At 64.5% G+C, this 12,996-nt stretch carries 12 protein-coding genes and 1 tRNA gene; 6 read left to right on the forward strand and 7 right to left on the reverse strand.

What is annotated here, in order from left to right; genetic code table 11:
• Nucleotides 1-2 precede the first annotated feature (2 nt).
• From dinB to PVZ72_RS14445, 3 genes are all read right to left on the reverse strand, one after another.
• Complete coding sequence (gene dinB / locus PVZ72_RS14435; protein ID WP_187979703.1) at nucleotides 3-1,100, reverse strand: DNA polymerase IV; 1,098 nt, start codon at nucleotides 1,098-1,100, stop codon at nucleotides 3-5.
• Between the two features lie 93 nt (nucleotides 1,101-1,193).
• Nucleotides 1,194-1,427, reverse strand: coding sequence for a hypothetical protein (locus PVZ72_RS14440; protein WP_017642220.1), 234 nt, complete (start codon nucleotides 1,425-1,427; stop codon nucleotides 1,194-1,196).
• Nucleotides 1,428-1,450: 23 nt separating this feature from the next.
• Nucleotides 1,451-1,777: a hypothetical protein gene (locus PVZ72_RS14445; protein ID WP_133861118.1), complete on the reverse strand. Its 327-nt coding sequence runs from the start codon at nucleotides 1,775-1,777 to the stop codon at nucleotides 1,451-1,453.
• Between the two features lie 171 nt (nucleotides 1,778-1,948).
• On the opposite strand from PVZ72_RS14445, the gene PVZ72_RS14450 reads away from it, so the two are divergent.
• From PVZ72_RS14450 to PVZ72_RS14470, 5 genes are all read left to right on the forward strand, one after another.
• Nucleotides 1,949-2,095, forward strand: coding sequence for a hypothetical protein (locus PVZ72_RS14450; RefSeq protein ID WP_166655896.1), 147 nt, complete (start codon nucleotides 1,949-1,951; stop codon nucleotides 2,093-2,095).
• 90 nt (nucleotides 2,096-2,185) lie between these two features.
• Nucleotides 2,186-2,262, forward strand: a tRNA-Met gene (locus tag PVZ72_RS14455).
• Between the two features lie 191 nt (nucleotides 2,263-2,453).
• On the forward strand, nucleotides 2,454-5,111 hold the full coding sequence (gene mprF, locus PVZ72_RS14460; RefSeq protein WP_263258930.1) for a bifunctional lysylphosphatidylglycerol flippase/synthetase MprF: 2,658 nt from the start codon (nucleotides 2,454-2,456) through the stop codon (nucleotides 5,109-5,111).
• 7 nt (nucleotides 5,112-5,118) lie between these two features.
• On the forward strand, nucleotides 5,119-6,393 hold the full coding sequence (locus tag PVZ72_RS14465) for a virulence factor family protein (protein ID WP_273862295.1): 1,275 nt from the start codon (nucleotides 5,119-5,121) through the stop codon (nucleotides 6,391-6,393).
• Between the two features lie 238 nt (nucleotides 6,394-6,631).
• Nucleotides 6,632-6,937: a hypothetical protein gene (locus PVZ72_RS14470; protein WP_273862296.1), complete on the forward strand. Its 306-nt coding sequence runs from the start codon at nucleotides 6,632-6,634 to the stop codon at nucleotides 6,935-6,937.
• A 46-nt stretch (nucleotides 6,938-6,983) separates the two neighbouring features.
• On the opposite strand, the gene PVZ72_RS14475 is transcribed toward PVZ72_RS14470, so the two are convergent.
• Complete coding sequence (locus tag PVZ72_RS14475; RefSeq protein WP_133861257.1) at nucleotides 6,984-8,825, reverse strand: potassium transporter Kup; 1,842 nt, start codon at nucleotides 8,823-8,825, stop codon at nucleotides 6,984-6,986.
• A 306-nt stretch (nucleotides 8,826-9,131) separates the two neighbouring features.
• Here PVZ72_RS14475 and rimO point away from each other — a divergent pair, with 306 nt between their 5' ends.
• On the forward strand, nucleotides 9,132-10,457 hold the full coding sequence (gene rimO, locus PVZ72_RS14480) for a 30S ribosomal protein S12 methylthiotransferase RimO (protein ID WP_187981377.1): 1,326 nt from the start codon (nucleotides 9,132-9,134) through the stop codon (nucleotides 10,455-10,457).
• 7 nt (nucleotides 10,458-10,464) lie between these two features.
• Here rimO and cadR read toward each other — a convergent pair whose 3' ends face one another.
• From cadR to PVZ72_RS14495, 3 genes are all read right to left on the reverse strand, one after another.
• Complete coding sequence (gene cadR, locus PVZ72_RS14485) at nucleotides 10,465-10,935, reverse strand: Cd(II)/Pb(II)-responsive transcriptional regulator (RefSeq protein WP_133861122.1); 471 nt, start codon at nucleotides 10,933-10,935, stop codon at nucleotides 10,465-10,467.
• Nucleotides 10,936-11,159: 224 nt separating this feature from the next.
• Entirely contained in the window at nucleotides 11,160-11,339 is a 180-nt protein-coding gene (locus PVZ72_RS14490) for a hypothetical protein (RefSeq protein WP_133861123.1), read from the reverse strand.
• A 169-nt stretch (nucleotides 11,340-11,508) separates the two neighbouring features.
• A complete protein-coding gene (locus tag PVZ72_RS14495; protein WP_273862297.1) occupies nucleotides 11,509-12,912 on the reverse strand; it encodes a hypothetical protein in 1,404 nt (467 codons plus the stop codon).
• Between the last annotated feature and the right edge of the window lie 84 nt (nucleotides 12,913-12,996).

Raw genomic sequence — 12,996 nt, forward strand, 5'->3', positions numbered from 1 at the left:
GACTAGTCCTCGAACAGCCTCAGCTGCAGCGCCGCCTCGCGCAGATCCGTCAGGCGCACGCCCACCCCGAGCAGCCGTACCGGCCGATTGCCCCGCCGGTAGGCCTGCTCCAGCAGGCGCCGATAGCTGTCGAGATCACGACCGGCGCCCTGCTGTTCCAGGGTGGTCTGGGTGAAGTCGTGGAACTTGACCTTGATGAAGGGTCGCTCCGGGCGATAACGATCGGCCAGGCGCGTCAGCCGCTCTTCGAGCTTGGCCAGCAACTCGGGCAACTCCTGCGCACAGGCGGCGGCATCGGGCAGATCGCGGTCATAGGTGCGCTCCACGCTGGCCGATTGCCGCTGGCTGTCCACCTTGACCTGGCGCTCGTCGATGCCATGGGCCAGCGACCAGAGGCGCTCGCCGAAGCTGCCGAACTCGCGCAGCAGATCGAAGCGCGACCAGGTCTGCAGGTCGCTGCAGAGGACGATGCCGCGGCGCTTGAGCTTGTCGGCGGTGACCTTGCCCACGCCATGCAGCTTGGCCACCGGCAAGGCGGCGACGAAGTCGTCCACCTCGTGCGGGGCGATGACGAACAACCCGTTGGGCTTCTTCCAGTCGCTGGCGATCTTGGCGAGAAATTTGTTGGGCGCCACCCCGGCGGACACCGTGATGTTCAACTCCTGCCACACCCGCCTGCGGATATCACGGGCGATCAGGGTGGCGCTGCCGTTGAACAGCTCGCACTGGGTGACATCCAGATAGGCTTCGTCGAGTGACAGCGGCTCGATCAGCTCGGTGTAGTCCTGGAAGATGCCGTGGATCTGCCGTGATACCTCCTTGTAGACCTCGAAGCGCGGCTTGACGAACACCAGGTCGGGACAGAGCTTCTGCGCCTGGTGGGACGACATGGCGGAGCGCACGCCGAAGGCCCGGGCCTCGTAGTTGCAGGTGGCGACGACCCCACGACGATCAGGGGTCCCGCCTACCGCCAGCGGCTTGCCGCCCAGGCGCGGATCGTCGCGCATCTCGATGGACGCATAGAAGCAGTCACAGTCGACATGGATGATCTTGCGCTGGCGCTTGGGTGGGAGCTGGGCGGGAGGACTGTCCGGAGCCATGGAGAGAGATGCCGGGCCGGGCTTGGCGGCTGATTATCCGTACAGTAAGCCAAGACCGCCCGGATTTGTCCATGGCGGACGACGAATCGCCCGTTAACCGACGTCTTGCAGCAGGCGTTGTCGATGGACGACCTCTTCGCGCAGCTCATCGACCACCGCCTTGAGGTCATGGGCATGGTGCAGCTGATCGTAATAGAGGTGGCGCTCGGCGATCACGCCGTCGGGCGTGGTGATCATCAACCGCGCGAAATGCTCGCTGCGCTCGAAGAACTCGATGCGACCCAGGCCCTGGAGATGTTGGAGCAAGGTTTCCAGCAGCAGATTCATGGCGGCCCCTTGGACTTTCCTGGTCAAACGGTTCGGTCGCGCTGCCCATCGTCGAAAGGTGCACCCTCGTCGCCGGCGATGACGGTCCGATCTTCTATATGGCCGGAGCGAACATGGCGGGACGTGGTATCCAGCAATTCCTGCGCCGCAGCGCGGAGCGTCTGCATGTCGTCGACGAGCAATTCGACTTTCTCCACGACCTGAAGTGCCATCTCCGACGCACCTTTGGCACTGCTGCCGGTAAGCGCCAGGGAAAGATTGCACAACTGGGCGACCAGTGTCGCTATATCGTGATCCATCACGCGCATGATGCGCTGATCCAGACGACTCGAATCCTGGGTAGGGTGCATGAGGTTCTCCATAACACCCATCGAGGATAGCACATGGCCACCACCTGCCCTGGCCCTTAGCGGCGTTTTGCTATCACCTTCTCACTTGATCGCGCAGGGGCCCTCATCGGGTTTCCGGACCCTTTGCCGGCTAGATGGGTCGACTGAGGACGTACCTCTAGGAGAACCCCCATGAAGCGCCCTCTACTCGTGTCCTCTGCCCTGCTCCTCAGCCTCATGCTGGGTGGCTGCTTCGATCGCGACCAATCGGATCAGCAGAACCGCTCCAGCGGCGAAAAGGCGTCGGTGCAGATGCAGAAAAGCGATGGCGACAAGTAGGCCCGTCCCTGCTTGGTAAATAAGCCTTTGATGAATATTAAATTTTTCCTTGACGAATTTTTTCATGGCCCTATACTGAGCCACATCGGACGCGGGATGGAGCAGTCTGGTAGCTCGTCGGGCTCATAACCCGAAGGTCGTTGGTTCAAATCCAGCTCCCGCAACCAAATTCGAAAAAACCACTCTCTTGAGTGGTTTTTTTTTGCCCTGAATTTGACCCGGTTCAGATCCAGGCGGTGCGAACTCTGTGGCTACAAGAGCTACAAAGGTTGGTATAGAGCTTTTTTTATCTGTACAAGGCTTGGCAAACCGCGCGCGACCAGTAATCTGACGCGCGTTCCTGTCTAGAGGAGTTTGCATGACTGCACCTGATCCAGCCAAAGAGGTCTCCTCGAAGCCGGCATCCCCTGCGGACCACCCTGTTTCGCCCCCTCAGGCGCTGCCCTGGCGCCTCCTGGAGCGCCTGACGGCCTACCGGCAACCCATCGAACTGGGTCTGACGCTGGTGTTGTTCGCCGCCGCCCTGGTGGTCTGCTGGCATCTGCTGAGCAGCATCGATGGCGAAGCTCTCCATGATGCCCTTCACGATATTCCACACTCCTCCCTGATCGGCGCGCTGATCGCCGCAGCCGCCGGCTTCACCATCCTGCTCGGCTACGAGTGGTCGGCCATGCGCTTCGCCGACGTCAAGCTGCCGGCACGCGCCTGGACCATGGGCGGCCTTACCGCCTTCGCCATCGGTAATGCGGTTGGCCTGTCCATGCTGTCCGGCGGGTCGGTGCGCTATCGCCTCTATGCCCGCCAGGGCCTCAGCGCTCTGGAAGTGGCGCAGATGACGGTGTTTTCCAGCCTGGCGCTGGGCACCGCGCTGCCGCCCCTGGCCGCCATCGCCGCCCTGACCAATCTGCCGGCGTCCACCCAGGCCCTGCGCGTTCCGGAAGCGGTGATCATCACCGTGTCCGCCCTGATCCTGCTCGGCTATGCCGTCGGCATCCTGGCCCTGCGCCGCTGGCGGGTGCCCGAGCAGCCCTGCGCCCACGCCCTGCACTTCCGCATCGGCAAGCGTGCCCTGCGCCTGCCGACCCTGCGGCTGTCCGTGCTGCAGCTGGTGATCACCATCCTCGACGTGACCGCCGCCTCGATGGTGCTCTATCTGCTGCTGCCCACAGCGCCGCCCTTCGGTGCCTTCCTGCTGGTCTACCTGCTGGCGCTGGCCGCCGGGGTGCTCAGTCACGTTCCGGGCGGTGTCGGCGTGTTCGAGGCTGTCCTGCTGGCCGCCTTCGCCAACGAGCTGGGCGCCGCCCAGTTGGCCGCGGCACTGGTGGTCTACCGCCTGTTCTATGTGCTGCTGCCCTTCGTGATCGCCTGCCTGGTGCTGCTGTTCAGCGAAGGCCGCCGCCTGCTGTCGAACAGTCCGGCCGTACGGGTCGCCTCCGGCCTGGCGGCACCCATCCTCGCCATCCTGGTTTTTTTTTCTGGGGTGGTACTGCTTTTTTCTGGGGTCACCCCTGAAATAGACACCCGCCTGGAGGGCATGGATTTCCTGCTGCCCCAGCGGTTGATCGATGCCTCCCACCTGGGCGCGAGCCTGATCGGCGTCGTCTGTCTATTGCTGGCGCAGGGATTGCGCCGGCGCCTCTCCGCGGCTTGGGCGGTGACCTTGGTCTTGCTGTTGCTGGGCTGCCTGCTGTCCCTGTTGAAAGGTTTCGACTGGGAGGAAGCCTCCATTCTGGCGATCACGGCCGCGCTGCTCGCCATCTTCCGCAAATCCTTCTATCGCCGCAGCCGGCTGATGGAACAGCCCTTCTCGCCGCTGTACGTGACCGCCAGCATCTGCGTGGTCGCCGCCTCGGTGTGGCTGCTGCTGTTCGCCTATCAGGACGTGCCCTACGACACCCGCCTCTGGTGGCAATTCGCGCTGGATGCCGATGCCCCACGCGGCCTGCGTGCCGCCCTGGGCAGTTCGGTCCTGCTGCTGATCATCGCCCTGGGCTGGCTGCTGCGCGCTGCGCCGCCGCCGATCGAAGCCCCCACCAGCGCCGAGCTCGAGCGGGCCTTCGGCATCGTGCGCAAATCCAGTCAGCCGGATGGCGGCCTGGTGATGACCGGTGACAAGGCCCTGCTCTTCCACGACAGCGACGATGCCTTCCTGATGTACGGACGACGGGGCCGCAGTCTGATCGCCCTCTTCGATCCCATCGGCCGCTCCCAGCCTCGCGCCGAGCTGATCTGGAAATTTCGCGATCTCTGCGACCTGCACCATGCCCGGCCGGTGTTCTATCAGGTACGGGCGGAGAACCTGCCGTTCTACATGGACATCGGTCTCACGGCGCTCAAGCTTGGCGAAGAGGCCCGGGTGGACCTGCATGCCTTCGATCTCGACAGCAAGGGCAAGAAGGACCTGAGATACACCTGGAATCGCGGCCAGCGCGACGGCCTGGCAATCGAATTCCACGCCCCGGGCGAAGCGCCGCTGGACGAGCTCAAGGCCATCTCCGACGTCTGGCTGGAGAGCAAGCAGGTGCGCGAGAAGGGCTTTTCCCTGGGTCGTTTCGATCCGACCTACCTCAAGCACTTTCGTATCGCCGTGGTGCGTTTCCAGGACAAGGCGGTGGCCTTCGCCAATCTGCTGGAAACCGAACGCCCCGACCTGGCCAGCATCGACCTGATGCGGGTCACCGCGGATGCGCCCAAGCAGACCATGGAATTCCTCATGCTGGGGCTGATCCTGCACTTCAAGGCTGCCGGCTTCGCCCGCTTCTCCCTGGGCATGGTCCCGCTGGCCGGTCTGCACCCCCGCCGTGGCGCCCCCATCACCCAGCGCCTGGGGGCCATGGTGTTCAGACGTGGCGAACAGTTCTATAACTTCCAGGGGCTGCGTCGCTTCAAGGACAAGTTCGATCCGGAATGGGAACCGCGCTACATGGCGGTGCCCGCCGGCCTGGATCCCCTGGTCGCCTTCGCCGATACCGCCGCCCTAATCGCCGGGGGTTATACCGGCCTGGTCAAACGTTGAGACTCCTATGCTGAAACGTGCACTCGCAGTACTGCTCGTCATCCTGCTGATCGCTGGAGGTCTGGGCTGGTGGTGGCTCCATCGCTGGCCGTCGGCGCCCCAGGTTAAGGTCCTGGAGCAGCCGGATGGCCGCCTGCTGACCATGGCCGCACCCAAGGGCGAGCCGCATGCCCGCGTGGTCCTGGCCACGCCTTCGGACCTGCAACTGGCGGATGCCGACCTGCTGGGCCTGGCGACCAACACCGGCGCCGAGATCGTCCAGTACGAGGTCAGGGTCGCCAACAGCTGCCAGGCGCAGAACGACGACTTCACCCAGGCGGCCAAGCAGCTGAGTGGCGCCCCGACCTTCGTCGGCGGCATCGGCGCGGGCGCTGCCCGCGCCTGGCGCTGGCTGACGACCCAGGACAACCCGAAGGCGGCGGCCCTGAGCGTGGGCTTCAATCTGGAAACCCTGGATTGCCCCGACGCCCTGCCGGCCAAGGCGGCCGCTGGCCAATGGCACATCGCCTGGAATGATCATCCGACCGACGATTCGGCCATCTTCGTGCGTCAGCAGAGCAATGCCGACCTGACCATCGCCGACTATGGCACTGCCCTGCCGGTGGTGCTGCGCACCCAGCTAAAGAATCGCCTGCTGGGCCAGCACAACGACATCCCGACCATCGAGATGCCGGCCGATCCGGACGTCAAGCCCGGCCATCCCGACGTCGTGACCATTTTCTACTCCGGTGACGGCGGCTGGCGCGATATCGACCGGCTCTCGGCCCAGGCCATGAACGAGGCCGGTTATCCGGTCGTTGGCGTGGACTCCCTACGCTACTTCTGGCAGCACAAGAGTCCCGAGCAGGTCGCCGCCGACCTCGCCAACCTGATGCAGGAATACCGCGAGAAGTGGAACGCCAAGCACTTCGTCCTGGCTGGCTACTCCTTCGGCGCCGACATCCTGCCAGCGGTCTACAACCGCCTGCCCAAGGCGGATCAGGACCAGGTGAGCTCGCTGCTGCTGCTGGCCTTCAGCCGCAAGAGCAACTTCGAGATCGCCGTGGAAGGCTGGCTGGGCAAGCCGGGTGACGAAGCCGATACCCTGCCGGAAACCAGCAAGATTCCCGCCGCCAAGCTGTTCTGCGTCTATGGCGAGGAAGAGAAGGACGACAGCGGCTGCACCCAGGCGGGTCAGCCGGGTGAGAAGCTGGGTCGCCCGGGCGGTCACCATTTCGACGAGAACTACGACAAGCTGGCCGACTTCATGGTCAAGGCCATCGAGGCCCGTACGCCGCAATAGCCACCAGATAGACCGGGCTTTAAGCCTGTTCAAAGGCTAGCGAGCTAGAGCTAAGCAAGGCGAAGATGGCTGAGGAAGCGGAGTTTACGATTGGTAAATGAGCATTCCGAGGCCATCTTCAACGCCGCTTAGCCGACGCGCAGCAGACTTTGGACTGGCTTGGGGCCCGGACGAACGGCCGGAACAAGGGGCCGGTCTCCCGCGGTCTATGGCTGCAACAGCCACGGAGACTCCCGACATGAGCACACCGCTTTCCGCCGATGCCGCCAGCAAGATCCTGGTGGATGCCTTTCAGCCCCTTGGCTGCGTGGTGTCTTCCGGCACGGATGGCCACGACCTGGCCCTGGGCGTGGTCGATGCCCAAGGCAAGACGCTCTACACCGAAGAACGGCTCAGCGAGGGCGACTACAGCGATCCCCTGCGCCTGGCCGGCTACATAGGCACGGTGCGCAGCGAGCTGGAAGGCAGTGGGCAGACCCTCGACAGCTGGCAGATGCCCTTCATCACCGATCCCGACGCCCTGCCGCCGCCGGTGTTCAACTAGGCAAAGAAAAGGCCCCTGCTGGGGCCTTTTTTCTTGCTGCGCCGGACTAGATCTCGACCTGGGTACCCAGTTCGATCACCCGGTTCACCGGCAGTTTGAAGAATCTCAGGTTGCCGTTGGCGTTCTTCATCAGGAAGACGAAGAGATTCTCCCGCCAGGGCGCCATGCCCAGCCGCTTGGAAGCGATCACCGTCTCCCGACTGAGGAAGTAGGTGGTACGCATCGGCGTGAAATCCAGCCCTGGATAGGGGCAGTGGCTGAGCGCCAGGGGGATGTCCGGCTCGTCCATGAAGCCATAGTGCAACACCACCCGATAGAAGCCGTCACCGAAGTCCTCGACCTCGATGCGCTCGCCGCGCGATACCCGCGGACGGTCCTCGTAGCGCACCGTGAGCAGCACCACCTGCTCGTGCAGCACCTGGTTGTGCAGCAGGTTGTGCAGCATGGCGTGTGGGACCACATCGGTGCGGGCGGTGAGGAACACCGCGGTGCCCTTGGCGCGGAACGGTGGCTGGGCGCGAATGCTGCTGATAAAGATCGGCAGCGGCAGAGCACCATCGTCCAGGCGTTCCACCACCAGTTGCCGGCCCCGCTTCCAGGTGGTCAGCAGGATGAAAATGATGACACCGGCGATAACCGGGAAGGACCCGCCGGAGAGGATCTTCGGCGCATTGGCGGAGAAATACAGCACGTCCACCAGCAGGAAGCCGATCAGCAGCGGCACCATGATCCAGCGCGGCCATTTCCACAGCAGCAGGATCACCGCCGACACCAGGCAGCTGGTGATCAGCATGGTCCCCGTCACGGCCACGCCGTAGGCTTCGGCCAGGTTGGCCGAGGACTGGAAGGTCAGGATCAGGAAAATCACCCCCAGCATCAACGCCCAGTTCATCAGCGGGATGTAGATCTGCCCCTGCTCCTGGCTGGAGGTGTGCTGGACCTGCATGCGCGGGATGTAGCCCAGCTGGATGGCCTGGCGGGTCATGGAAAAGGCGCCGGTGATCACCGCCTGGGAGGCGATGACGGTAGCCAGGGTCGCCAGGCCGATCATCGGCAGCAGCAGCCACTCAGGCGCCAGCAGATAGAAGGGATTGCGCACCGCCGCGGGATCGGCGAGCAGCAGCGCGCCCTGGCCGAAGTAGTTCAGCACCAGCCCTGGCAGCACCAGCAGCAGCCAGGCCCGGGCGATGGGCTTGCGCCCGAAGTGGCCCATGTCGGCATAGAGCGCTTCGGCGCCGGTCAGCGCCAGCACCGCCGCACCCAGCACGATGAAGCCCTTCACCGGGTTGTCGACGAAGAATTGCACCGCCCAGTAGGGATTGAAGGCCTTGAGCACCTCGGGTTGCTGGACGATGCCATAGACACCCAGGGCGCCCAGGGTGGTGAACCAGAGCACCATCACCGGCCCGAAGAACTTGCCGATGGTGGCGGTACCGCGCTTCTGGATGGCGAAGATGCCGACCAGGATCACCAGGGCAATGGGTACGACCCAGGCGTCCAGGCCATCGAAGGCCAGCTCCAGGCCCTCCACCGCCGACAGCACCGAGACCGCCGGGGTGATCATGCTGTCGCCGTAGAAGAGCGCGGCGCCGAACAGCCCCAGCAGGACCAGGGTGGTGGCCAGGCGTGGCGAGCCCTGGGCGGCGCGGCGAGCCAGGGCCGTGAGGGCCATGATGCCGCCCTCGCCCTGGTTGTCGGCGCGCATGACGAAGGTGATGTACTTGAGGGTGACGACCCAGATGAGCGACCAGAAGATCAGCGACAGGATGCCGAGCACGCTGTCGTGATTCAGCGGCAGGCCGTAGTGCGGCGAAAAGACTTCCTTGAGGGTATAGAGAGGACTGGTGCCGATGTCGCCGTATACCACGCCGGTGGCGAGCACGATCATTCCCAAGGCCGAAGGGGCTTTACCACCGTGCTCGTGTTCCGGACGGCTCATGCAGGGCTCCTAGAGTCTAAAATCGGCGCATCCTGCGCCGAAGCGGCGTCAGGATCAAGTTGAAAAGGCCGGTAGCGTGGTGCGCGCACCCTCTCGGCGCAGCGCTTCCAGCACCATAGACTCCTTGGTCGGCAAAAAGCTCTGCGCGGTCGCCAGGACCCGCCTGCCCCTTCCAAGCGGCGGCAGAGATGGCTAGAATCGCGCGTTTTTTGATCAAGGCGCCTCCTGAGCGCCCGCCGAGGTTAGCCCATGTCCATCCAAACGTCCGCCCCCAAGGTCGGTTTCGTCAGCCTCGGCTGTCCCAAGGCCACCGTCGATTCCGAACGCATCCTCACCCAGCTGCGCATGGAAGGCTACGAGATCGTGCCGACCTATGAAGACGCCGACGTGGTGGTGGTCAACACCTGCGGCTTCATCGACAGCGCCAAGGCCGAATCCCTGGACGCCATCGGCGAGGCCATCGCCGAGAACGGCAAGGTGATCGTCACCGGGTGCATGGGCGTGGACGAGGGCAACATCCGCGGCGTGCATCCCAGCGTGCTGGCGGTGACCGGGCCGCAGCAGTACGAGCAGGTGGTCAACGCCGTGCACGAGGTGGTGCCGCCGCAGCTGGAGCACAATCCGCTGATCGACCTGGTGCCGCCCCAGGGCATCAAGCTGACCCCGCGCCACTATGCCTATCTGAAGATTTCCGAAGGCTGCAACCACAGCTGCAGCTTCTGCATCATCCCCTCCATGCGCGGCAAGCTGGTCAGCCGCCCGGTGGGTGACGTGCTGTCCGAGGCCGAGCGCCTGGTCAAGGCAGGCGTCAAGGAGCTGCTGGTGATCTCCCAGGACACCAGCGCCTACGGTGTCGACCTCAAGTACCGGCTGGACTTCTGGAACGGCCAGCCGGTCAAGACGCGCATGCTGGAACTGTGCGAGGCGCTGTCGGGCATGGGCGTCTGGGTGCGCCTGCACTATGTCTACCCCTACCCCAATGTCGACGACGTCATTCCGCTGATGGCCGCCGGCAAGCTGCTGCCCTACCTGGACATCCCCTTCCAGCACGCCAGCCCCAAGGTGCTCAAGTCGATGAAGCGCCCGGCGTTCGAGGACAAGACCCTGGCGCGCATCAAGCGCTGGCGCGAGATCTGCCCGGAGCTGACCATCCGCTCCACCTTCATCGTCGGCTTCCCCGGCGAGACCGAGGAAGACTTCCAGTACCTGCTGGACTGGCTCACCGAAGCCCAGCTGGATCGCGTCGGCTGCTTCCAGTATTCGCCGGTCGAAGGCGCACCCGCCAACGAACTAGGCCTGGAGCCGGTGGCGGACGAGGTCAAGCAGGCGCGCTGGGAGCGCTTCATGGCGCACCAGCAGGCCATTTCCGCGGCGCGCCTGCAGCTCAAGATCGGCCGCGAGATCGAGGTCCTGATCGATGAGGTGGACGAGCAAGGCGCCATCGGCCGCTCCTACGCCGATGCCCCGGAAATCGATGGCAACGTCTATGTCGACAGCGCCAATCCCCTCAAGCCGGGCGACAAGGTCTGGGTCCGGGTCACCGACGCCGACGAGTACGACCTCTGGGCAGAGACGCTCTGAGTCCTGGCTAGTCGTGCAGACGGTGGGTGCCGGGCACATGGGCGTGTCCGGCCGCACTGCAACTGGCCGTAGTCGCTGACGGCGCCGCCGGTTGACCGAGTTCGCGCAGGATGCCGCAACGGTCACCCTCGCCCTCTCCCTGGCAGTGACGCCTCAGGGTCACCAGTTGCTCGCGCAGCTGATTCAATTCGCGGATGCGCACCTCGACATGATGCAGATGGGCGCCGATCAGGGCATCCACCTGGGCACAGCCGGGTTCGCTGGTGTCGCGCAGGGCCAGCAAGGCCCGAATCTCCTCCAGCGTCATGTCCAGCGAACGGCAATGGCGGACGAATACCAGACGCTCGACCTGAGTGTCGTCATAGCTGCGATAGTTGCTGCTGCTACGCGCTGCCGGGCTCAGCAGCCCCTCCCGCTCGTAGTAGCGGATGGTCTCGACCGCGCAATCGGTGCGTCTGGCCAATTCGCCGATCTTCATCACTCTGTCTCGTTCTGCTGACGGACGCCCAGCCTGCGCCGCCGACCGCTGCAGAGCAAGAGACGACGGCCGTCAGGAAGGTGCTGAACCGCGGCTTTTCTCGGAGGGGCGGCAGGTGAAGCGAATCACGCGGGGAAGTGGCCGAGACCTGCCTTGGCGGCAGGCCAGACAGCACGACGCCCCGGCGATGAGTGGGTCGCCGGGGCGCCGAGACAGCCGCCAGACTAATTAGCGTTGTTCTGGTAGAGCGCGGAGACCCGGTTCGGATGCTCCGACTGGAACTGCGTTTGCGCATTGGCACGGATCGATTTGTTCGATACGTCGCGGCTGGCAGCGGACGCCGTACCCGACAGCAGGCCCAGGAACAGGACGGCGACGATGGCTTGGACACCCAGGACTTTCATAGCGAATACCTCTTGGTTGTGCTGTTTCGATAGACACAGCGTACTCCAGGTACTAATTCGCCAAAAAGAGCGCTTTGAGAGAGTGATCTTTACCTATAAGGAAAATATCGCCTGGGAACTTCCAGACCTTTCCTGAGCGTCCGTCTTTCGGCCAAGGGCTCTGGTTCGGCTATCGCAGCTCCTTCAGGTGCTTTTCCAGCCCCATGGCACGGCCGGCGCCGACACTGGTCAGCTGAAAGAAGCCGTAGTCTTCCAGATAGGTCCAGCGACTCCGCGGCCCGCTCCCCGTCTCGCCATGCTGGCACTCCAGGGTCTTGGCCCGCCCGCCGAGGCTGGCCAGTACCTTGCGTGCCTCGCCTTCGCTCACCACCTTGCAGGACAGCCTGATTTCGCGCTGCTCGGTGCCTTTGAGATTGCCGGTCAGGGATTGCCGCGCCTGATAGCCGACCTGGCTACCCACGGCAAGGGCGCGCCAGTCGCCGCTGAAGCTCAGCTGGTCCAGGCTGGCCACCTCTTCCACCGGCAGATTGCCATTGTCGATACGGGTACGACGTACCAGATCGATCAGCCCGCGCCAGTTGAGCGAATCGACCCGGGCAGCCTTGCCCTGGGCACTGAAGCGCAGCAGTCCGGGCTGCGGGCCAGGGCTTACCTGCACCTCTTCGCGATAGGCATGGGTCTGGCCTTCGTAGCGACTTTCGCCCTCCTCCACGAAGCGCTGGACGGCCAGACGCGGCGCGGGTAACGCCTGCGCCTTCAACGCCTGCAGGGGCTGAGCCTGCGGCGCGGGCAATTCGCCGAGGGGCGGTGGTGCGGCCGGTGCGGTGGCGGCAGCCTTGACCCCATCCAGGCGTGGCGTGGCCAGCAAGGCGTCCCGACGATCACAGGCGGCTTCCAGCAGCGTACGCCGCTCGACCGGCGCCGCCGTGAAGGCCTCCTGGCCCTGGGCGCCCAGCTGGCTGTCGGTCACCCGCCCGCGGTCGTCCAGGCCGTAGCGCGCCAGCAGCAGGTAACGACGCGCCGTGCAATCGGCGGCCAGGGATTCACGCCACTGACGCACCGGAGCGCCATAGCGCGGCGTCTGCACCGCGACGGCCAGTTGCTGACCGCCCCAGAAGCGGCGTATTCCGTTGGCATCCACCAGGCTGTTACGGTCGATCACCAGGGTGTCACCGCCAGGGCCACTAGCGAGGGCGCGCCAGTCGGTGTTAACCGGCTGGGCGCAGAGCGCCGCCACATCGGGACGCTGCCTGAGCGTCGCGACCTTGGCAGCGCTCAGCGGCAGGGGCACGGCATAGGCATTCACCCGTCCGGGATAGACCCGCTGAGCACCATCAAGGTAGAGCAGCTCGGCCTGGTCGGCCGCGCAATCCAGAGAAACCAAGGCGGAACCGCCTTCTGCCAGGGCAAGTGCCAGCTGCAGGCGTGAACCTTCGCGCAGAATGCTTTCGGCGATGACCGGACGGGTGAAGAGGTCATCGGCACTGGTCGGGGGCTCGACCGGCGGCTGCTGGGTACTGCAGCCAGCCAGTAGCAACAGCAGGCAAAGGACGGAAAGACGGCTGGAGATCATGAATCCTCTCGACAGGGAACCGCGAAAGATGTCGCGAACAGCAAATTGACCTGAACGAAATGCGTCTGGCGCGGATCAATAAAG

Source organism: Pseudomonas sp. LA5 (genome assembly GCF_028640825.1).
Lineage (GTDB): Bacteria > Pseudomonadota > Gammaproteobacteria > Pseudomonadales > Pseudomonadaceae > Chryseomonas > Chryseomonas aestiva.